Below are 20,513 nucleotides of genomic sequence, written 5' to 3'. Positions count from 1 at the left end.
GAGGATCATGATGACCCGGACTGAAAAAATGATGTCGGCCCGGCAGTTGTTCCTGTTTATTATCCAGGCTCAGATCGGGGTGGGGGTTCTTACGATTCCCTTCAAGCTGAACGAAACCGCAAGGGGCGGCGGAGGCATAACGATGATCTTGACCGGTGTGATTACCCAGATCATTCTTCTGATGTTTTGGGGGCTTCTTCGAAAGTTTCCGGGACTGAATCTGTTTCAAATCTGTCTTCGGCTTTGCGGACCCGCCATCGGCAGGGTGCTGATTGTTTGTTACATCGCCTATTTCATCCTGATCGGAGCCAACGTGATGATCAGTGCCGTCAGTGTGCTGCAGCGCTGGATGATGGATGCGACGCCAACCTGGATATTGCTCGCTTTGTTTTCGATCATGAGCTATTATTTGGCAAAGGAGAAGCTGACCGTCCTGGCCCGTTTCTATGCCTTATCGTCGTTTTTGTTGCTGCCGCTTATCATCTTCGTAAGTTACGGGTTGATGCAAGCCCGTCTTGAATATATGTTTCCGCTGCTGGAGGCGGGCATTTGGAACATTTTGAAGGCGTTGAAAGATACGACGGTCTCCATGTATGGTTTCGAGGTCATTCTTGTCATTTTCCCTCTGATCGATGCTTCGGACAAGAAAAAGCTTCGGGTGGTAAGCATGTCGAATTTGTTCGTCACGTTGTTTTATACTGTCGTGGTTTGCACTTGTCAGATGGTATTCAATACGGGGCAGCTGCGGTTAATTCCTGAACCCGTTCTATATTTGGTTAAATCGCTGAACTTTTACATCATCGACCGGGCAGACGTGTTATTTCTCCCGATTTGGTCCATTATCATCGTGTGTTCGATCACCAGTTATACGTATTCCGCATCGATCGGGTTGACGCAATTGTTTAAACAAAAAGACCATCGGATATTTGTACCTTTTGTCATTGCAGCGGTGTTTGCCATCGGCCTCATTCCGGCAACGCCGATCGCCAATCAACGCTTGGAAGTTGTGACGGATTACGCGGCCTATCTTTTCGTGTTTATCCTCCCGCTGCTCATGATGATCGGATCGCTGTTCATCAAAAAAACGAGGGGGAGAACCGCATGAAACGATCCGTCATCCTGCTGGCTGGGACGATGTCGGTTGCGGTGTTGTCAGGCTGCTGGGACAGCGAATATTTAAAGGACTTGACTCTTGCGTACAGCATCGGGTTCGATCTCACAAAAGACAAGAGAATCAAGGAAACGGTTGAGCTTATTATTCCTCCGGAAACGGAGCAGTCCGGCACGAAAAATGAAATCCACAGCGGGGAAGGGATCACGACGCGCGGAGCAAGCAACGAATTGCGGAGCAGGGTAAGAGGGAATATGAGGGTGATCAAAAACGGCATCCAAATCATCGGGAAAAGCCTAGCGATGGAAGGCTTGAAACCTCCCATGGACGTTAATTTCCGGGACCCCGACAATCCCACCTCGAACGTACGGTTGGTCATTACCGACGGGGCGGCGTCGGATATCATCAATAAAAAAGAGGTCGGCGAATTGAAAATCGGCGAATTCCTGATCCAGAAAATCAACAGCTTGGAGAAAATGAGCCTTTTTTATCCGCCCGAGACCATGGATACGGTTTTTAGGGCGTTGGAGGATCCGGGACAGGATTTTGCGCTGCCGTACATCGATTTGCAAGGGGAAGAAATCATCGCCAAAGGCGTGGCGTTGTTTGACGATCAAAAATTCAGCGGTACGTTGAATACCGAAGATTCGATCATGCTGGTTTTGCTCAAGGGGCACTCGGGGGATAACGCCCGTTTTACCAAAAGAATCGATGACGGGCCGCTTCATGGGGACATCAGTTTTAACGTCGGCAAAAAAAAGGTGAAACGAAAATTCAAGGTTACGGTAGCCCGAAACGGGGAGGTTCACGTTCAGTTAAACATCAAACTTAAGGGGATCATCGAAGAATATACGGGCACCCAGCCTTTGGATGAAAAATCGATTCTCACGGTGAACAAGGAGCTTTCCAAGATTTTGACGGATCAAGCGCGTGGCGTGGTACGGGATCTGCAGAAGGCGAATTGCGATATTTTCGGCGTCGGCAGAGAGTTGATCGCCTACCATAACAACGATTGGAAACGCAAGAAGTGGAGCAAGGATTTCTCGGAGGTTCGGTTCCACACGAGCGTCCAAGTATCCATCATAAACACCGGGATCATCCATTGAATCAGAATGATCCCGGTGAAAAGCGATAAAACCGCACTGGAGACCGGTCGTTTGACCGTTGGCTGCTGCGTAATTGCGCCTATAAAACGAAAATCAGTTCATTTGGATGGAAATGCGTTCCTGGTCCGGAAGCCAATTGACGGTGGCGCCCAGCTTTTCGCTGATCAGGCGGAGCGGCAGGTACACCGTTCCATCCACGGTAAACGGCTTGTTTTCGATCGTGATCGGAGCGTTGTTCAGCGTAATGCTTCCGGTTTTTACGTTGACGCTGATGGAAATGGCGGGTTTGCCGTCTTCCTTGCGGGACACTGTGGCCTGTTTGCTCTTTTCATCGTAAGAAACTTCGGCTCCCATCTTTTCGAACACGGAGCGCAGCGGCACGAAGTTTTGGCTGTTGCGCGTAATGACGCCGCTGGCCAAAGGCACGTTTTCCCCGTTCAAGGAAACGGATATCGGCTTTTGCACGGGAACAGGCGTTTGATGCATGAACTCGTAATCCCCGTAACCAAGCTCCGCGTTTTTGTTGACGCCCCAACCCCAAAGGGTGCCGTCTTTTTTCTGCATGATGATATGGCGGTAGCCGTTTTTGACGGAAGCAACGTCCGAAGCAAGCAGCTTAAAGGAGGCGTTGGAGGGCATACTGTTCCGTTTGATCGAAGTCGCGTATACTTTGTCGTCCCCCGTGAAAGCCACGATCGAATCTTCAACGACATAAGCTTCTTTGACGTTTTTAACGCCGGTCAAGAGAACCGGATCGGGAAGGTCCGTGTACACGGGTCCGTCCGAATAGCCGGTTAAGATCGCTCCCCAGAACCAAAGCCGGGATTGGCTGTCGATGGCCAGCGAGGAGTTTGCGTCTTGCCAAATGCTTTTAATCTGGTTTAATGGCTTGATTTGCGTTGCGGTCACCGTGTTCGGAAGGCTGCCCGTGCCTTTAAAGGTTTTCGGCCAGGTCCAAACCGTGCCGTCTTTTTTCAGCGCGATATTTTTTTCGATTTGAACGACGTTATCGAGATTTTTGGCTGGGGTGAGGGATGGCTCGGAATCCGTATTTGTCCAGACCGTACCGTCCGTCTTCAAAAAGATGCGGCGGGCTTGGCCGGTCTTGTCGTTCATTTCATAGTAGCTTTCGACATCGGACACATGGTCGATGCCTTTCACCGGTTCAAAATGCGTCATATCCCAGCCTTCAGCCGTCTTAACCGAAGCCGATACGTTGCCGTCACGATCTAAGGCAAGCGCAGGCCCATAACCCTCGATTTTCGTCACGTTGCTGATGCCGCTCACGGGTTTTACGGTCACCGTCTTGCTTAACGGCTTCGTCTCCCAGAGCCACACCGAATGGTCCTGTTTCTCCACCATATGGAATCCAAACGTGCTTGCCGCTCCGGTCAGCTCGGGGATTTGTGTCGGTACGGGCTGCTGCGGCCCCCAGATCCAGAACGTGCCGTCTTTTTTCACAAGGGAATCGGTTCCGTAGGAAACGATGTTCGAGGCTGAATTTGCGTTCGCCTCCGCGGCGGATGCTTGGGCCGAAACGGTCAAACCCAGCGCCAGCGACAAGAGTGCAATGGATTTTTTCATGTTACAAGACATCTCCCTTCAAGTTCATTTAGGAATGATGAGGAATGGCCGTGCCATATCCCCGCGGGTCGGAGTCAACCTGTGGAAGATTCCAATGATAAGACGGTTATGATTGTAAAATGTTTCATGTTTCTTCATAAAAAATTGGCCTCTCGCCCGGCTGATGCAAAAAGTTGTCACGTGTTCATGGAAAAAGTTTCGGTGAGAAACTGGGCGATGCTGTGTTACAATGAGTTCGTCCATTTCATAGAGAAGATTCATAGAAGGTTTCAAACGGATGGGGGAGGAAGTCGGCTTACATGAGAACAAATATGCCATTTATTGCCGTAGAAGGGCCGATCGGGGCCGGAAAAACAACGCTGGCCTCGATGCTTGGCGAACGTCTGCGGCTTCCGGTCGTGAAGGAAATCGTCGAGGAAAACCCGTTTATCGATAAATTTTATCAAAACATGGACGATTGGAGCTTTCAGCTCGAAATGTTTTTCCTTTGCAACCGGTATAAACAGCTGAAAGAGACGGTTAACGACTACATTTTGGCGGGGAAACCGGTGGTTTCGGACTACCACATTTTCAAAAACCTGATCTTCAGCCGGAGAACGTTAAGCGGAGCCGAACGGGATAAATATGAGCAAATCTATCATATTTTGACGGATGATTTGCCCAAACCGAACATCATTATTTACATCAAAGCAAGTCTTGAGACGCTGCAGCGTCGAATCGCCAAAAGGGGGCGTCCGTTTGAGCAAGACATGGATCCGGGTTACCTGGCGCAGTTAATCGAGGATTATGAAGCGGCGATGACGTCGCTTGCGGATCGCGAACCTTCCACGATCATCATGACGGTCGACGCCAACCGGGTCGATTTTGTCCAAAACAAAAACCAATTCGAAGAGATTGTCTCTCAGTTAAAGGAGAACTTGTCATGAATTCATACCATATCCCGGAAAACGCAATCATTACGGTCGCAGGAACGGTCGGCGTAGGCAAATCGACGCTTACCGCAGCGCTTGCGGCTCAATTGGGCTTTAAAACGTCCATGGAACAGGTAGAGCATAATCCTTACTTGGAAAAGTTTTACCATGATTTTGAACGATGGAGCTTCCATTTGCAGATCTATTTTTTGGCCGAACGGTTTAAGGAACAAAAAAGAATTTTTGAAATGGGCGGCGGATTCGTTCAGGACCGCTCCATTTACGAAGACACCGGGATATTCGCCAAAATGCACGCCGACCAGGGGACGATGTCCAAAATCGATTACGAAACATACACCAGCTTGTTTGAAGCGATGGTAATGACGCCGTATTTTCCGCATCCCGATGTTCTCATTTACCTGGAAGGAAGTTTGCCGTCCATCCTGGCCCGAATCCAGGAGCGTGGACGCGAGATGGAGATCCAAACCGACGTGTCCTATTGGGAACATATGCATAAAAGATATTCGGATTGGATCGGCGAATTCCACGCCTGTCCGGTGCTTCGCCTGAACATTGACGATTACGACGTGCATGATCCCGATTCGATGTCCGGCATATTGAAGAAGGTAGGAGAAATCATTCGTCGTTCCTAATCAAGACATCCGAGTAAGATAGCGGGGCTGTTAAGCGCCCGCTTTCTTTTTTTTCGGGAGACTGTCTAACAGGCCCTCCAGTTTTGTTCTTTCGCTTCATTGTTCTTTTCGAGTAATCATTGTACATTGGAAAGACAAGGATTAACGTAAAGGGTGATGGAATGAAGCCGTACGTAGGGGACGTATATTGCGTGTACGACGAAAAATTGCAAGGCTACGCGGCCTGCCAAGTTATCGAAATCAAAGCGGGAGGTCGCAAATCGCAAAATTTGGCGGCACTGCTGGAGCTGGATTGGGCGGACGAGGAACTGCCCGGCGAGGACGAAGTTCGGGAAATGAAGCCGCTGTATGCAGATTATTATTTTTGGAACAAGCAACTTGAGCTCAATTACGTCGAAGGAAAGGTCCCCAAGCCCTATATCAAGGTCGGAAACGTTCCTCCGAAGACGGACGCCGGGACAAGAGGCTACGGAAGCTGGAACGTCGGAAGCAGCTTGTACAGGCAGCGGAAATGGGATCGCATTCCTGAAGATCGCCGCAAAGCGTTCAAGGAAGCCGCGAATGACGATACGTTGATCAAGGTGGGCGGACAACGTCTGCGAAGATCGACCCACGTGATCGACGACGAGGTTTTGCAGAGCCTGAAGGATTGGTCGGAGCTGGACAATTTGCCGTGCCTTACCCGAATCATTGCCAAAAAAACGTATGCGGACCTTCAGCATTACGTTAACTGTAACCCGTTTATTAACGAGCTGCAGTGGGAGAATCATGGGTGCAAAACAATCGATGTAAGACACAGCGGGTTGGAACGCGTTATTTTGCGGGCAGGGGAATTGGAAGAGTTGTATTTGGGTCCAAACGTCGAGGAGCTCCATTTAACCGGCCCCGAGGCGGCAGGACTCGTGGTGCATGCCCATGAAGACGGCCGATGGATCACGGCCGGGTTTTATGAAGGAAAGCCGTACGGCCGCGGTCTTGAACGGCTTGGGTCCCTCCATGTAAAGGGCATCAAGGAATTGGATCTGAAAAAAGTCATCGACGCCTACCCGGAGCTTAACGAATTGCGGCTGTGGGGCAAGCCGGGAACCATCGTCCATATGGAATGCCTCGATAGGCTATCCGGTCTGACGCATTTCAGCACGTACGATCTGTTTGGTTTTACCGGGGAACAGTTCCCCGGACCCGAAAAATTGCAGCATTTGACCTGGCTGTGGTTGACGAGCCTGCCGGCGGAAACGGCGAAAGCCGTGAAACAAAAATACAAGCAAGAAACGGCCAATGGCCTGAGCCTCGCCATTACCAAGCCGCGCAAGCCGGAATGGCTTCAGGAAAATATGCTGAACCCTTTCCGCGATTGGGACGGACGGGAACATATTACCGCAGCCCATGCCAAAAAAGCGGCCGCCGTATACAAAAAGACGCTTGCCGCCATGAACTCCGCCGCAGGCAATACGATGGACGGAGCCACCGATGTTACCGTATTAAAGCAGGAGCTGTTGGCGATCGTCTCAGACTATACGGAAGCGTTCAATAAGATGGATCGGCGGACCGGCTTGATCGAAACGGTGGAACGCGAGGAAATTTTTACGGTGCTGTCCGAACTGCTTCAAACGGTACAAAACCGATTGGCGTCCGCAAACATCGGCATCGATGGCCAAATGCTGTTCGAAAGGTTTGACGAGCTTCGCGAATTTTAAGGACGATGCAAAAGGATGAAGGCCGTAAGGCGTCCGGATGACGGGCGTCTTTTTCTATGGATAAAGAAACGGGCTGTTTCGCCTTGCGAAAGCGTTGACACGTTTCAGACACAGGTGTACAATAATCCATGTTAAACGAGTGTTCAAAACGATCGTTCAAAACAATGGTTTACACCAATTCATGCCATTTCGATTCATGCCGGATGCCGGCGAATTTGCCGATTCGCGCGTTTCGCGATCCGAATACCGTTCACCCATCGGATGCTATCAGCATTGACGATGCGGCTGCCGAATGGTACGTTATTCATACTGTGATTTGAACAAACGTTCAAACGGATAGATGTTAACGATGACAGGTAGGGTGATCGCCATGAGTCCAAAAGATGAAATGAATGGGAAAGACGTGAAGACCGTAATTTTGCAGGCGGCCAAAAAGCTGTTTGCGTTAAAAGGATTCGAAGGAACGACCGTGAGGCAAATATGCGATGAGGCCGGCGTATCGCTTGCGCTCGTATCGTACCATTTCGGAGGCAAGGAAAATGTGTTTTATGCCTTATTCGAGCCGCTCCGGCACTACTTTGCAAAAATGCATTACGATTTGGCCGATCCGGTCGCGGATCTCCGCGAATTTATCGAGAAATTCGTGGACTACCGGTATGAAGAAAGGTATCTGATTTGCATTCTCCAGCAGGAGCTGATGATGAAAAGCCCAAGGGTGGAGAAGCTGACGTACGCCATTTTTCCAACCTGGGAGCAGCTTCGGAGCATTTTGCAAGCAGGGATGAATCGAGGGGCGATTCGTTTTCCTTCGCTCGAATTTGCGGTGAATTTTACGATGGGAACGATCATTTCTTCCATGCCCGATCCGTATTTGAATCCGATGGAGGACAAGCGGGAAATGACGCCGGCCGAAGCGGCGCAGCTCACGGTAAGGTTTGTATTTAACGGACTGGGTATCGATATCAAGCAATGACTTCCAAGGAGATGTTACATCATGAAAGCCGCACATATTTATGGCGTAAAAGACATTCAAGTCAAAGAGGCTGAAGTTCCTGCATTGCTGCCGGGAACCGTCAAGGTCAAAGTTTCCTATGCGGGAATTTGCGGAAGCGACATGCACGAATATTTGGCCGGATTGTATCCGATCCGCAAGCAGCCTGTCCTCGGCCATGAATTTTCGGGCGTCGTCACCGAGATCGGCGAAGGCGTGACCCGCGTGAAAGTCGGGGACCGGGTTGCGGTCGAACCGTTGATTCCGTGCGGTCGCTGCGCCAATTGCAGACGGGGCATGGCCAATTTGTGCACCAATTCCCAGGGGTACGGGTATACATTGTCGGGCGGATTTGCGGAATATGCGGTCGTCAGGGAAGAAAACGCGTTTATTCTCCCCGATTCCATGCCGCTGGAGCTTGGCGCGCTGGTTGAACCGACGGCCGTTGCCGTTCATGCCGTTCGCCAAAGCCAACTCAATCTGGGCGATTCCGTGGCGGTTTTCGGTGCCGGCCCGATCGGGCTTTTGCTGCTGCAAGCGGTCAAAGCTGCGGGCGCCGGCCAAATTTTCGTCGTCGAGGTATCGGAAGAACGCCGCGAGAAAGCGCTGGAGCTTGGCGCCACCCATGCGATGAATCCGGTCGAAGTTGACGCGGTCAAACGCATACGCGAAATGACGAACGGGGGCGTAGACGTCGCGTTTGATGCCGCAGGCGTGCAAGCGACTTTTGAATCCGGCATTTACGCGGTTAGACCCGGAGGAGAGTTCAAAATTATCAGCCTTTGGGAAAAACCCGTCACCTTCAACCCAAGCGTCATCGTAAAAACCGAAGCCAAAATCAGCGGTTCCTATGCCTACAACAACTTGTTCCCTGAAGTCATTCAACTGCTCGCCAGCGGCCGCATCGACGGCCACGCCGTAATCACGAGCATGATTGCGCTGGACGATATCGTGGAGCAGGGCTTTGAACAGCTGACAAAGGACCGCAAGCAGTGCAAAATTCTCGTTGATATGAACAAGTGATCATCCAAATCACAAATATGCCGGGAACGGACAGCGGATCCGTTTTCGGCTTTTTTGCATTTGTAGCACCTTATTCGAGGGCTGTGTCATTTTTGATAAAAAGCTTCGAACTCCCGCCGGAACGGGCATGATTCAAAACAAGAAACACATATATCCTCTTTCCGTATTTTGGATTATAATCGAAAGCGGTGGAAAAAGAAGGATGGGGAGGGAGGATCGGACAATCGAAAACGCTTCCATAGAAACCGAAAACAAAACATATTTGAGCAGAGAGGTATTGCATGAAGAGTAAGGGTGTATTTTTCCGGCTATTAAAATATATGGGCAAATATAAACTCCTCTATGCCGGGTTAATCATGACCATGCTGGCGGGCATCGCTTTAGATCTTTCCGTTGCCTGGTTTTTGTCCCAGATTACAAACGCGGCGGTGAAGTTCGAGATTGACCGCTGGCCGACGCTTGTCGCGATCGGGGCGATCATCCTGGTTGGCGCCAGCTTGACTTCTTTTTTCGATACATATTTGAAACAAAAAGCTTCAGTAAAAGTTAGGAACGACATCCGCTTGGACACGATGGACCATGCCTTGCGGCTGCATCAGGATTATTATGACCGGACCCACACCGGCGATCTGCTCGCCCGTTTCACCAGCGACAATCAGGCGGTAGGCGAAGCTGCCGGCAATATTGTGATGGGATTGCTCAGAAATCCGCTGCTTGCCTTGTGCGCATTTATCTACCTGCTGAATATACATTGGCCGCTTGCGTTGATCACCATTTGCGTCGGTCCGGCGATGATCCTGACAGGAAAAATGTTCGGGGAATCGATGCGTATCAAAGGAGCGCGACTGCAGGAGGCGATGGGGAGGGGAACCTCTTATTTGCAGGACGTGCTTGGCGCCAGCGTGCTGTACAAAATTTTTGGCTTGGAAAAAAAGATCTCCAAGCAGTACCGGCAATTCAGTACGGATATCGCGGAAATCGAGCAGAGCCAGGGCAAGACCCAAGGGGCTGCCGGTGCCGTTTCGCAAGTGATTGCCATTGCGACCTTTATGATCGCGATCCTGCTTGCCGGATATTTTGTCGCCAAAGGCAGCCTGGAAGTCGGCGCGATGCTTGCGTTTATTCAGCTTATGAATTATTTGGTTAACCCGTTTGCTCTTCTGCCGGCGTTATGGTCCAGCATGCAGCAGGCTTTGGCGGGGGCGGACCGAATCTTTCAGGTGATCGACGCGCCCAAGGAATATGCCGAATTGCCGACGCCAAGCCGGGCCAAGTCTTCCTTCAGCGAGATTGACGTTTCATCCGTAGGTTTTTCATATACGGGAGATGTCAACGAATTGGCGCTGCATGATATCCGCTTTCGGGTGCATGCAGGCCAAACGGTGGCGATCGTCGGCGGAAGCGGCGGCGGGAAGTCTACCCTTTTCAAATTGCTGCTCGGGTTATATGCTCCAACGGCGGGCACCATTGAGATTGACGGAAAGGATCGGGGGGCGATCGGGCTGCGGGAATACAGAGATTATTTTTCGCTCGTGCCGCAGGAATCCGTTTTGTTTACGGGATCGATTCGGGACAATATTCTTGACGGGAACCCGACTGCGGATGATGAGCAAATGTTCGCGGCCGCCAAGCAGGCAAACGCCTATGATTTTATCATGAAGCTGCCGGAAGGCTTCGACACCGAAATCGGGGAACGGGGCTCCCGTCTCTCCGGCGGACAAAAGCAGCGGATTGCAATCGCCAGAGCCATCTTGCGGGATGCGCCGATTTTGCTGCTGGATGAAGCCACCGCCGCTTTGGATAACGAATCCGAGAGGCTGGTGCAGGACGCGCTTTCGCGGCTGATGGTCGGCAAAACGACGCTGGTTATTGCCCACCGCCTGTCTACCGTGCAGCATGCCGACCTCATTTTAGTCATGGAGCATGGAAAAATCGTGGAAAAAGGGAAACATCACGCGCTGCTGGCAGCAGGCGGACGATATCAGGAGCTGTATCAGGCTCAGTTGATGAATGAAGAGCAAGAGACGTTGGTGGAAAGCTGAACTACAGTTTGCTAATGATGCTTAAGGGCTGCTCTGGTAAAATCATCAATAAAAGACGCTAAAAAGGAGGGGAAGCGTGAAAAGCATACTGATATCGATTCTGTTGATATGCTCGATGGCAGGAAGTTGGCATCCGTCAACGCATTTGCCATTGAACGAAAAAGAGGTTCGGCAGCTGATGGCGGAACACGTGAATATCGATGGCTGGAAAATGGCACGAAAAGGGCATATTTATACGTTCTGGTCCGTGCCGGAAGCACCAAGCTCCAATGGGTTAAGTTATGGGGTGAACGCCATGACCGGAACCGTATATGATGCAGTCTCCGGCGGCCCGTTGTGGAATCTGCTCATCAAGGACGCACCCGATCTGGATAAGATCGTCAGCGGTGAACAATATCAGAAAGTCATTTTGAAACTCGCTGATCAGGCCATAAAAACCAGCGGAATGACAACTGACCGGAAGCAATGGGTATCCGGAGGGTATGGAGAGGGTTTCATTTACGGCGATGTCATTAAAGATCATCGGAGAATTTATATTAAATTGGATGTGTTTACACAGCAATGGGAGGAAATCGAGGATCCGTGGAAAAACTGATATGAGGGTTCGGAAGAAGGGGATTAATGGGCTCTGCTCATCTACCAGGCAGCAGCCCGTTTTTATTTGAGATGAATCGAGAAAAACATAATCGGGCCATTCGTCCACTCCCAGGGTGTGCATTTGTCATATAGATATGGCATATGCACATTTTTTGCGCCTTAAGGGAGGTGACTTGCATGAAACGTTTGAAAATGCGAAAAAACGGAAGTGCCGGATGGAAAAGAAACGGCAAATGTCCGCCAAAAACCAAAGCGGCATACAAATGTAAAAAGGCTATCCGGAAAAGGCCTTCATCCGGCTATCGCGGTTCCCTCCATCCATGTTCAGCCAAAAGAAGGCGGAAACTACAAACCCGCACGGCAACGGTTGCCGAGCAATTGTTACGGGCGGCACTGCGGCAGGTTAGAGCCCTTATGAACGCCGGATTCGCGGGAAAATGCGATGCTCGCGTCGCTCCATGGCTTTCGGGCCCTTCAGGCGCCCAATGGATTCAAGGCCCTCAAGGGGTTCAATGTCCCCAAGTGGGCCAAGGGTTTCCCGGACCGCAAGGGGGAAGGGGAGGTGACGGATTGGAAGGACCTCCAGGTCAGGGACGTGCCGGCCCGCAAGGAGCGCAAGGCATTCCCGGATTACAAGGGCCGGCAGGAGCTCAAGGCGAGCAAGGGGCGCAAGGCCCACCGGGAGAGCAGGGACTCCAGGGCTTGCGAGGTGTGCAGGGCCCACCGGGAGAGCAGGGACTCCAGGGTCCGCAAGGTGTGCAGGGCCCACCGGGAGAGCAGGGTCTCCAAGGTCCGCAAGGTGTGCAGGGTCCACCGGGAGAGCAGGGGCTCCAAGGTCCGCAAGGGGCGCAGGGTCCACCGGGAGAGCAGGGTCTTCAAGGTTTGCAAGGCGCCGAAGGTCCAGCCGGACCGAGAGGGGAGCAGGGCCCTCAAGGCCCAACAGGACCGCAAGGGCCTCCCGGGGCGGTGGTCATCCCGGATATTACGGTTACGCCAACGCAAAACCGTTATTTTTATGCTCCGGAAAGCGATCTGGATTTAACGGAGTCGGCAGCGATTCCAGCCGGTTTGTTCACGAACGACGCGGGGGATCCGGTGACGGAATTTTCAGGCTTCGGATCGGACGGTTTCAACAACCTCTACATCAACGGAATCCTTCAGCCGGGGAATCTGTATCTTGCGAGCCCTTCCCAATTGTTTTTCCCGCCCCAAAACTCAACCATTTACGCCGGCACGCCGATCGTCCTGGAAACGATTCAACTGACCGCCAATGTCGTAGTCTAGCAACTTTTAGTAGTTTTGCCCTCGCACCTTCCTTGCTTTCTGCATTTAATAAATCAGGGAATCATGCAAGATTTGATGCTTAAAGTCTCTCATCACCGAGGAATGATAAGCATAGATTCGAAAACACGCGTGTTCCCCAAGAAAGAAGGAAGGTGAGAAACATGCCACTCGTAACGCCATATCAAAACAGCCGAAGATTCATTTCTACGATTAGCGCAGGGACGGGGACGGGGGCGACGTTCGCGATCGCGGCAACGGCCTTCACCAATGATACCGGAGCTGCCGCGACGGCATTTCCCGGAACGTACAGCTATTATAACCTCTACGTAAACGGCGTGATGCAAACCGCGGATACGTCCTCTGTGACGACGACCGCGATTACGATCCCCGGAGGCGATGCGCTGGATCCCGGAACACCGATCATCGTGCAATTTGTCGTATCTTAAGGAACAATTGAACGAATCCATGGTTCACCGATTTTTCTTAAAGCCCCGGCTCTGTATTTGTCCAGAGCGGGTTCTTTTTTCCTTGGCCGGGGGTTTGCAGGGAGGAAGCTTTCGAAATCGCTCATTTTTATCGTTCACGGCAACAATGACATATGGTACAATTTTCAAAAGATGCGGTAATTCGGGCTGATGTGAGCGCTTTACTTGGAGGGGAAAATCGTTTGCGAAATGGAACCTATTCGAAAATGCTACGTAGGTATAGGAAAAGATGAAAGGATTGGCGCAATAGAACTATTCGGTGCCAAATGTACATAAGGAAAAGGGGAAGAAAAACGGTTTGCCGCATAACCGCCCTCCGAATTGGATAGCAAAAGCACGCTGCCGTTAACAACGCGAAAGCACATGGATTTGCCTGATGTACTTCAGGGCGTTTTTGAAGGAAGCAGAGGAGGTAGACGATTGGATCGAATGAAGTACATAAAATTTTTGGGACTTGTGGCAGGGATCGTAATCTTGAACATTCTGGTGCTTTCACCCGGATTTCTGGGCATTTCGATCGGAAGCAGCGCCTTTGCGACGGCATTCGGGATCACCTTGCTGGTCGCAAGCGCGATAATCCTCTTTTACGGAAGTTATGTGCTGCTCTTCAAGCCGCCGGCCGTCATTCCCGTCAAAGAGATCAGCACGCATGAAGACTACGTGGAAGCGCTGAACCGGTACCGGCAGGTCAAATCCCTGGAGGAATTCATTACGCTGGCCTTGGAACAGCTGGATCGCATCAAGAAAAAAAGAACCACGCTGATGAACATCATCAACCAGCGGTTTGACCAAGGGGAATTAAGCCATAAAAAGTTTTCGTCCGTAACCTACGAGGTCGAAAAGCTGTTTTATTTGAACGTCAAAAGTATGCTGAGCAGGATAAGCGTCTTTGACGAGTCCGAGTATCTTAGCATGATGAAAGGGAAGCAGTCCAAGTTCTCGCAGGAAATCCTTCAGGAAAAGATGAACGTGTACAACGAGTATCTGTCTTTCATGAAAAACTCTTTAAGCACGAACGAGGAAATTTTGCTGAAGCTGGATAAGCTGATCATCGAAATATCCCGGCTGGACAGCTTTGAACCGGGAGATATCGACAACATGCCGTGCATGCAGGAAATTGACTCGTTAATCAAACAGACCAAATTTTATAAACAGTGAGAGGTGCAATGAATGGCAAGAAAAAAATTTTTTCTCGTTTCCGGTATCATTCTGGTCATCGTTTTTGTACTGGTATACGTAGGAGTGAGCATGACCTCCAATTTCGGCAAAACGAAAATGCAGGTTACGGCGGAGGATGCGGCCAAACGTTTGAATAAGCTTTACTCCAATATCGCGGTAAAAACCGATACCCCGGTCAAAGGGCAAATCGATTTGAACCCGATCGATATCGGCGAATCGCTGCCGGAAATATCCAAGTTCCCGATCACCGTCAAAAACACGACGCCGGACAATTTCGTGGAGATTTTTTCCTCGATCGAAAAGGCGGGGACGGGCGTTGACGGCTGGCTGACCGAAGCCGCCACCGAATTCAACAAAGCGGGCATTGTCGTAAACGGTAAACCCGCCTCGGTCAAAATCCGGAACATCGCATCGGGCACCGCCGTCGATTACATCAAATCGAAAAAGTACGTGCCGGACGCGTTTACGCCGTCCAATGAACTATGGGGCGAAATGGTGAAGGCGAGCGGCATCAAGACGCAGCTGATCTCCAAAAGGCTTGTCGGCAACGTCCCCGGCATCGTTTTATCGAAGGCGAAGCATGACGCGCTTGTCGAAAAATACGGAGCCGTCAATGTCAAGACCGTTACCGAAGCGATCGCGAACAACGAGTTTTCGATGGGGTATACCGATCCGTTCGCAAGCTCTACGGGGTTGAACTTCCTGGTTACCGCGCTGTATACGTTCGACAGTAAAAATCTTTTGAGCGAAAAGGCGGTCCAAGGCTTTGAGAACTTCCAGGCGAACGTGCCGTTTACCGCTTCGACGACGATCCAAATGCGCGACGCAGCCAAATCGGGCATGCTCGACGGTTTCGTTTTGGAATACCAGACGTTTGCGAATGCCCCCGATCTGAAGGGCGGATATGTGTTTACCCCGTTTGGAGTAAGACATGACAGCCCGTTGTACGCCATCGGGGACGTTCCTCAGAACAAGCTGAATATCATTAAAAAGTTCGGCGAATTCGTCACGCAGGAAAAATATCAGAAAGAAGCGGAGAAAAAAGGCTTTAACGGCCTCGAGGATTACAAATCCGAGCTTCCGGTCGTCGGCGGAGACGTGCTGACCGCGGCGCAAAAGCTGTGGAAGGAAAAGAAAAACGGGAATAAACCGATTGCGGCCGTGTTCGTCACCGACGTTTCCGGCAGCATGGCCGGAGAGCCTTTGAACCGATTGAAATTATCGCTGCTGAAGGGCCAGAAATTTTTGGGCAAGGACAACAGCATCGGTCTCGTCTCCTATTCCAGCGACGTCACCATCAATTTGCCGGTCGGAAAATACAATACCAACCAGCAATCGATGTTCGTCGGCGCGGTGGAAAGCCTGCAGGCGAACGGAGGGACCGCTACCTTCGACGGCATCGTCGTTGCGATCAAGATGCTGCAGGATTATATGGCGGAAAACCCGTCGAGCAAGCCGCTTATTTTCGTCCTGAGCGACGGCGAAACGAATGAAGGCCACACGCTCAAAGACGTAAAAGGATTGATCGAAGCGTACAAAATCCCGATCTACACGATCGGTTACAACGCCAACATCAAAGCGCTCCAAAGCATTTCGAGCATCAACGAGGCGGCGAGCATCAATGCGGATACCGACGACGTCGTCTACAAGATCGGAAACCTGTTTAACGTTCAAATGTAAAGGTACCTAAAGGAGGATTACGATGTCATTTTCGATGGAAGTCGCAAGCCCGGAAGAAATCAAAGCGGTGATTGAGGAAGAGGTAAAGCCGGTCCCCGAGGAAGTCGCAAAGCTGAAGGAACTCGCGGATTCGAACGTCACGGCGATTATGGAACTGGATATGGACTCGCTGGAGAAGCGAAAGGAAATTTTGCAGTCGATCGACTCGTTCGGTTTAAATACGATGAGAACGTCATCCGATAAAAACACCATGCTCCAAGTTTCGGTCGGGAAGTTGTCCCAGACGGGGGATGAAGGCGGGCAAGTCGCCAAAGGCTTGGCTGAACTTCATACGCAGCTGAAGGATTTGGACCCGAGCGCCATCGATTTTGCGAAAACGGGCTTGCTCGGCAAGCTGTTTAATCCGCTCCGCGCTTATTTTGTAAAGTTCGAAAAAGCGGACAGCGTTATCGCGGATATCGTCGTTTCGCTTGATAAAGGGAAGCAAACGCTCAAAAACGACAATACGACGCTCGAGATCGAGCAGCAGGCGCTGCGGGATTTGACGAAAAAGCTGCAGAAGGAAATCCAGCTGGGCGAAATGATGGATGCTTCCATCGAAGCGCAGGTTGAAGCGGCGAAAGCCCGCAACGAAGACCCGGACAAAATCCGCTTTATCACCGAAGAGGTGCTGTTCCCGCTCCGCCAGCGGATCATGGACCTGCAGCAGATGCTGGTCGTAAACCAGCAGGGGATTATGGCCATCGAAGTCGTCATCCGGAACAACAAAGAATTGATCCGCGGAGTGGACCGGGCAAAAACCGTCACCATTTCGGCGCTTAAAATCTCCGTTACCGTGGCGGCCGCGCTGTACAACCAAAAAATCGTCCTGAAAAAAATCGAGCTGCTGAATCAAACGACCAACGAACTCATTTCAAGCACGTCCCGCATGCTCAAAAACCAAGGCGCAGCGATCCAAAAGCAAGCGCTGGAGGCCAGCATTTCGGTGGATACGCTGAAGCAGGCGTTTACGGACGTGTTATCCGCGCTCGATTCGATCAGCACCTACAAGCAAGAAGCCCTGCCTAAAATGCGCGAAACCATCAATCAATTCCGCGAAATGGCCGAAACGGGCGAGAAGCAGATTTCACGCATGGAGCGGGGCCACAAGCTGGACTTATAATTTTTTGACTCCAGGCAAAAAGTGATATAACGAAGAACTCTATATGGAATTAAAAAAGGATATAGGCTCTGTCTGATTTTCAGATCAAGAGCCTATATCCCTTTTTTATGCTTGGAAGCAAAAGGTGATCCATAAGATTCTAACCGGTAAACTCCTGTACCCATTCGTTGTTATAAAAAGCGATGCCGATTTTGGTATAACCTTTGTTAAGAATATTCGCTTTATGTCCCGGGCTGTTCATCCATTCGTTCATCACCTGCGTCGGACTTGTTTGCCCCTTGGCGATGTTTTCTCCTGCCGATTGATAGCTGATTCCGTATTGCTTCATCATATCGAAAGGGGAACCGTATGTCGGAGAATTATGGTCGAAATAATTGTTATTGTACATGTCCTGCGCTTTGGCCATCGCCATTTTCGACAACTGATCGTCCATGCTCAAGGAACCCAATCCGGCTTTGGATCTTTCCTTATTGACCAGATCCAACACCTGCTGCGCATATTGGGTGGAGTTTTTGCTGTTTGCCGGTGTTTGTCCTTCGGTGCCCGTTGTTGTGCCTGTGGTGTTTCCAGGGGTGCCTGTTGGAGCCTGAGTTCCGGTGTTTCCTGTCGTCCCGGTCGGAGCTTGAAATCCGGTATTACCCGCAGGTACCCGATTTAATGGATTCCCTGTAGGCATTTGGTTTGCGGGAGTTCCTGCAGGCGCTTGGTTTGCAGGCGCTCCTGTAGGAGCCTGGATCAGATCAAGCAGTTCGGACGTCAGCCCATCTTTCGTTGATTTAGCGGTCATTTTCCGTGTCAGCCACGTCGCCGTGGATGATGACTGCGTTCTGATCGAACCGGGGGCGTGCATATGGTCATGCGTTTTCATCGTTGATGGTGTGGTCCCATTCGTTGACATTCCATCATGTGTTGAGGATCGGTTATGCGTCGAAAATCCGTCGTGTGTTGAAGTTCGGTCATACGTCGAAACTCCGTTGTGCGTTGAAGTCCGGTCATACGTCGAAATTCGTGCAGGCTGTGGGGAAACCTGTTTTGTCGTGACATTGTGGTTAGATGCGCCGCAGCCTGCCGTCAAAATAAGCGCGGCCAGCGCGATATACTTTACCATAAATATGACCTCCGAGGGTTAGATATAGAAAATTACCCCCTTAAGGTCTCCCTTAGCGCTTGGATTTATTCCTCTTTCGAGCCGAGCTTCAAGCACAAAAAAAAGAACCGTCCGATCGCAAAAAAAAGCTTCAATCGGAAGATCCTTTTGCGAAAAGACGGGTATTCGATTGGTTTACGGTATTTGCATGAACGATTTATAGACGGTTACCATCTCATCCTTAGGCAGATCGCTGCTGATTTGAATGATTTGGGTCTGATAAGTGCCAAGCAGTTTGTTGTAAACGCCCGGGCTGTAAAAAATCTCCTGACCGCCCAGCATGAACTTCTCGGTTTCTTTCGGAACGGTCGTAATCGTCGATTGGTACGTCTTCAAATTCATGAGGTGGATCCATAACGTATGCTGCTCATCATCGGTATATTTCAAAGAAATTTTGTCATACGTTTTGCCGTTCACGGACGGACTTGACAACGTATAATTTTCAAAATGGTATTTTGCAGGAATTTCCGTTAACGCGGGCAGCGAAAACGATAATTTCGATTTCAGTTCATCCATATTAAGAGGTTCGCTGACACTATCCTGCACTTTTGACCATTCGAGACGGGAAAAATTGTTGTCGTCGTTGTCTTGTTCAACGTACGTATCCGGTTTTTCGGTTTTTGGAGTCACGACGGTCGCCGGCACATCGCCGTTTTTGATTACGATACCGATCATCCCGTTGCCTAAATCCACGACGGATTTCACGATCGGAGAAAGAGCTTTGGTTACGCCGGACGGACTGAAAAATACAGCACCGGCAATAAACGAGGCGGCAACGATCCCGCTAAGCTGCATGCGCCGTTTGCGTTTTCGCTTGCGGTTTACCTGTTCAATCTGTGCTTGAACCTTCTTCCAGGATGCTCGCTTGCTTTCGTCGGATGTCAGGGAAGAAGAAGATACAGCGCGGTCAAAGGCCACATCAAACCATTCTTCAAATTTTTCGCTTTTCATCCTTAATCCCCCACTCTTTAAACAACATTTTCTTAATATTCTCCCGAGCCCTGAATAGACGTTGTTTGACGACATCTTCGCTCAGCTCCAGCATACTTGAGATTTCTTTGTAACTTAGCCCCTGTTTCCATCGGTATTCGATCAACACCCGGTATTCGGGTTTCAACTGCTGAAGGTATTCCATGATGGATTCTTCGATGAGTTTCGTTTCAACGGTGTTTTCGACCGATATCGGTGACTGGGGAACGTCTTCTTTATACATAAAAACACCTTCAACATCCACTTGGTTACGGTAGTTTTTATTTTTTCGCAAATAATTTATCGTCGTATTTTTCGTCACGACCTTCAGCCAGGCTCTGAGTTTGCCTTCGTTTTCGAAGACGGGCTTGTTTTTGATCACCTTGATAAAGGCTTCCTGGATGATGTCTTCGGTCGCCGCGTGATCTTTGACGATGTAATAAATCATGCCATACGCAAAATCGTAATACTCGTAATAGATTTCTTCCTGCAAATCCTCACTGATATCGCTAAAGTCCGTCGTTGTGAGGAGCCGAATCATTGTGGACATGGTTATCCCCTTCCCGAAAACCCGTCTTTCTATATCTTACAACCAGATCGATTCTATAATTAAATACTTGCTCATACGCAAGCTGCAGTGCCTTCCCATTCGCCGAAGGAGGTTTTTCTTCTTTCTATTTTACAATATTTATGGCCGTTTGGCCTAATATTTGACTTTGAAATTTTATGGGAAACAACAGTCTAAAAATAAGATAAATAACGTACTGAAGCGTTAACGTTTCAAATATATGCTTTTTTATTGGAAATAAGCCTTTTCCTTCCCATTTTGCGCGAAGATCGGGCTTTGGAAGGCCTTTGTCGTTTTACAGGCATGCCCGTTCACGCTTACGAT

The 20,513-nt window shown here is 50.2% G+C and carries 18 protein-coding genes; 14 read left to right on the top strand and 4 right to left on the bottom strand.

Features of this window, described 5'->3' with window-relative positions; translation table 11 throughout:
* Positions 1–10 precede the first annotated feature (10 nt).
* Together GQY55_RS13530 and GQY55_RS13525 are read left to right on the top strand one after the other, a co-directional pair.
* Entirely contained in the window at positions 11–1,105 is a 1,095-nt protein-coding gene (locus GQY55_RS13530) for a GerAB/ArcD/ProY family transporter (RefSeq protein ID WP_160042153.1), read from the top strand.
* Positions 1,102–2,217, top strand: a complete 1,116-nt coding sequence (locus GQY55_RS13525; protein WP_160042151.1) for a Ger(x)C family spore germination protein — start codon at positions 1,102–1,104, stop codon at positions 2,215–2,217. The genes GQY55_RS13530 and GQY55_RS13525 overlap by 4 nt, the downstream gene beginning before the upstream one ends.
* 93 nt (positions 2,218–2,310) lie before the next feature.
* On the opposite strand, the gene GQY55_RS13520 is transcribed toward GQY55_RS13525, so the two are convergent.
* Positions 2,311–3,801: a stalk domain-containing protein gene (locus tag GQY55_RS13520; protein WP_160042149.1), complete on the bottom strand. Its 1,491-nt coding sequence runs from the start codon at positions 3,799–3,801 to the stop codon at positions 2,311–2,313.
* Between the two features lie 299 nt (positions 3,802–4,100).
* Here GQY55_RS13520 and GQY55_RS13515 point away from each other — a divergent pair, with 299 nt between their 5' ends.
* From GQY55_RS13515 to GQY55_RS13460, 12 genes are all read left to right on the top strand, one after another.
* Complete coding sequence (locus tag GQY55_RS13515) at positions 4,101–4,727, top strand: deoxynucleoside kinase (RefSeq protein WP_160042147.1); 627 nt, start codon at positions 4,101–4,103, stop codon at positions 4,725–4,727.
* On the top strand, positions 4,724–5,365 hold the full coding sequence (locus tag GQY55_RS13510) for a deoxynucleoside kinase (RefSeq protein ID WP_160042145.1): 642 nt from the start codon (positions 4,724–4,726) through the stop codon (positions 5,363–5,365). Before GQY55_RS13515 ends, GQY55_RS13510 begins: the two co-directional genes overlap by 4 nt.
* A gap of 161 nt (positions 5,366–5,526) precedes the next feature.
* A complete protein-coding gene (locus GQY55_RS13505; protein ID WP_160042143.1) occupies positions 5,527–7,062 on the top strand; it encodes a hypothetical protein in 1,536 nt (511 codons plus the stop codon).
* Between the two features lie 370 nt (positions 7,063–7,432).
* Positions 7,433–8,035 (top strand): TetR/AcrR family transcriptional regulator, encoded by a 603-nt coding sequence (locus GQY55_RS13500; RefSeq protein WP_160042141.1) that lies wholly within the window; start codon positions 7,433–7,435, stop codon positions 8,033–8,035.
* Positions 8,036–8,056: 21 nt separating this feature from the next.
* Complete coding sequence (locus tag GQY55_RS13495) at positions 8,057–9,076, top strand: 2,3-butanediol dehydrogenase (protein WP_160042139.1); 1,020 nt, start codon at positions 8,057–8,059, stop codon at positions 9,074–9,076.
* 281 nt (positions 9,077–9,357) lie between these two features.
* Positions 9,358–11,118: an ABC transporter ATP-binding protein gene (locus GQY55_RS13490; protein ID WP_160042137.1), complete on the top strand. Its 1,761-nt coding sequence runs from the start codon at positions 9,358–9,360 to the stop codon at positions 11,116–11,118.
* 115 nt (positions 11,119–11,233) lie between these two features.
* A complete protein-coding gene (locus tag GQY55_RS13485) occupies positions 11,234–11,713 on the top strand; it encodes a hypothetical protein (RefSeq protein ID WP_236575590.1) in 480 nt (159 codons plus the stop codon).
* A gap of 572 nt (positions 11,714–12,285) precedes the next feature.
* Positions 12,286–12,999, top strand: a complete 714-nt coding sequence (locus tag GQY55_RS31795; protein WP_268895014.1) for a DUF4183 domain-containing protein — start codon at positions 12,286–12,288, stop codon at positions 12,997–12,999.
* A gap of 161 nt (positions 13,000–13,160) precedes the next feature.
* Complete coding sequence (locus tag GQY55_RS13475) at positions 13,161–13,445, top strand: DUF4183 domain-containing protein (RefSeq protein WP_160042131.1); 285 nt, start codon at positions 13,161–13,163, stop codon at positions 13,443–13,445.
* Between the two features lie 468 nt (positions 13,446–13,913).
* The gene (locus tag GQY55_RS13470; RefSeq protein WP_160042312.1) at positions 13,914–14,642 is read left to right on the top strand and encodes a hypothetical protein; all 729 of its coding nucleotides are present in this window, start codon (positions 13,914–13,916) and stop codon (positions 14,640–14,642) included.
* A gap of 12 nt (positions 14,643–14,654) precedes the next feature.
* Positions 14,655–16,343, top strand: a complete 1,689-nt coding sequence (locus tag GQY55_RS13465; RefSeq protein ID WP_160042129.1) for a vWA domain-containing protein — start codon at positions 14,655–14,657, stop codon at positions 16,341–16,343.
* Positions 16,344–16,365: 22 nt separating this feature from the next.
* A complete protein-coding gene (locus tag GQY55_RS13460) occupies positions 16,366–17,505 on the top strand; it encodes a toxic anion resistance protein (RefSeq protein WP_160042127.1) in 1,140 nt (379 codons plus the stop codon).
* Positions 17,506–17,644: 139 nt separating this feature from the next.
* Here the strand turns inward: GQY55_RS13460 and GQY55_RS13455 are convergent, their stop codons facing one another.
* The 3 genes from GQY55_RS13455 to GQY55_RS13445 form a co-directional block, all read right to left on the bottom strand.
* On the bottom strand, positions 17,645–18,613 hold the full coding sequence (locus tag GQY55_RS13455) for a CAP domain-containing protein (protein WP_373309100.1): 969 nt from the start codon (positions 18,611–18,613) through the stop codon (positions 17,645–17,647).
* A 174-nt stretch (positions 18,614–18,787) separates the two neighbouring features.
* A complete protein-coding gene (locus GQY55_RS13450) occupies positions 18,788–19,603 on the bottom strand; it encodes a hypothetical protein (protein ID WP_160042125.1) in 816 nt (271 codons plus the stop codon).
* Positions 19,584–20,171, bottom strand: a complete 588-nt coding sequence (locus GQY55_RS13445) for an RNA polymerase sigma factor (RefSeq protein WP_160042123.1) — start codon at positions 20,169–20,171, stop codon at positions 19,584–19,586. The genes GQY55_RS13450 and GQY55_RS13445 overlap by 20 nt, the downstream gene beginning before the upstream one ends.
* Positions 20,172–20,513: the final 342 nt, after the last annotated feature.

This window comes from Paenibacillus sp. USDA918EY, from assembly GCF_009870825.1.
Classification (GTDB): domain Bacteria; phylum Bacillota; class Bacilli; order Paenibacillales; family Paenibacillaceae; genus Paenibacillus_AQ; species Paenibacillus_AQ albilobatus.
This window is presented reverse-complemented; position numbering and strand designations above follow the sequence as displayed.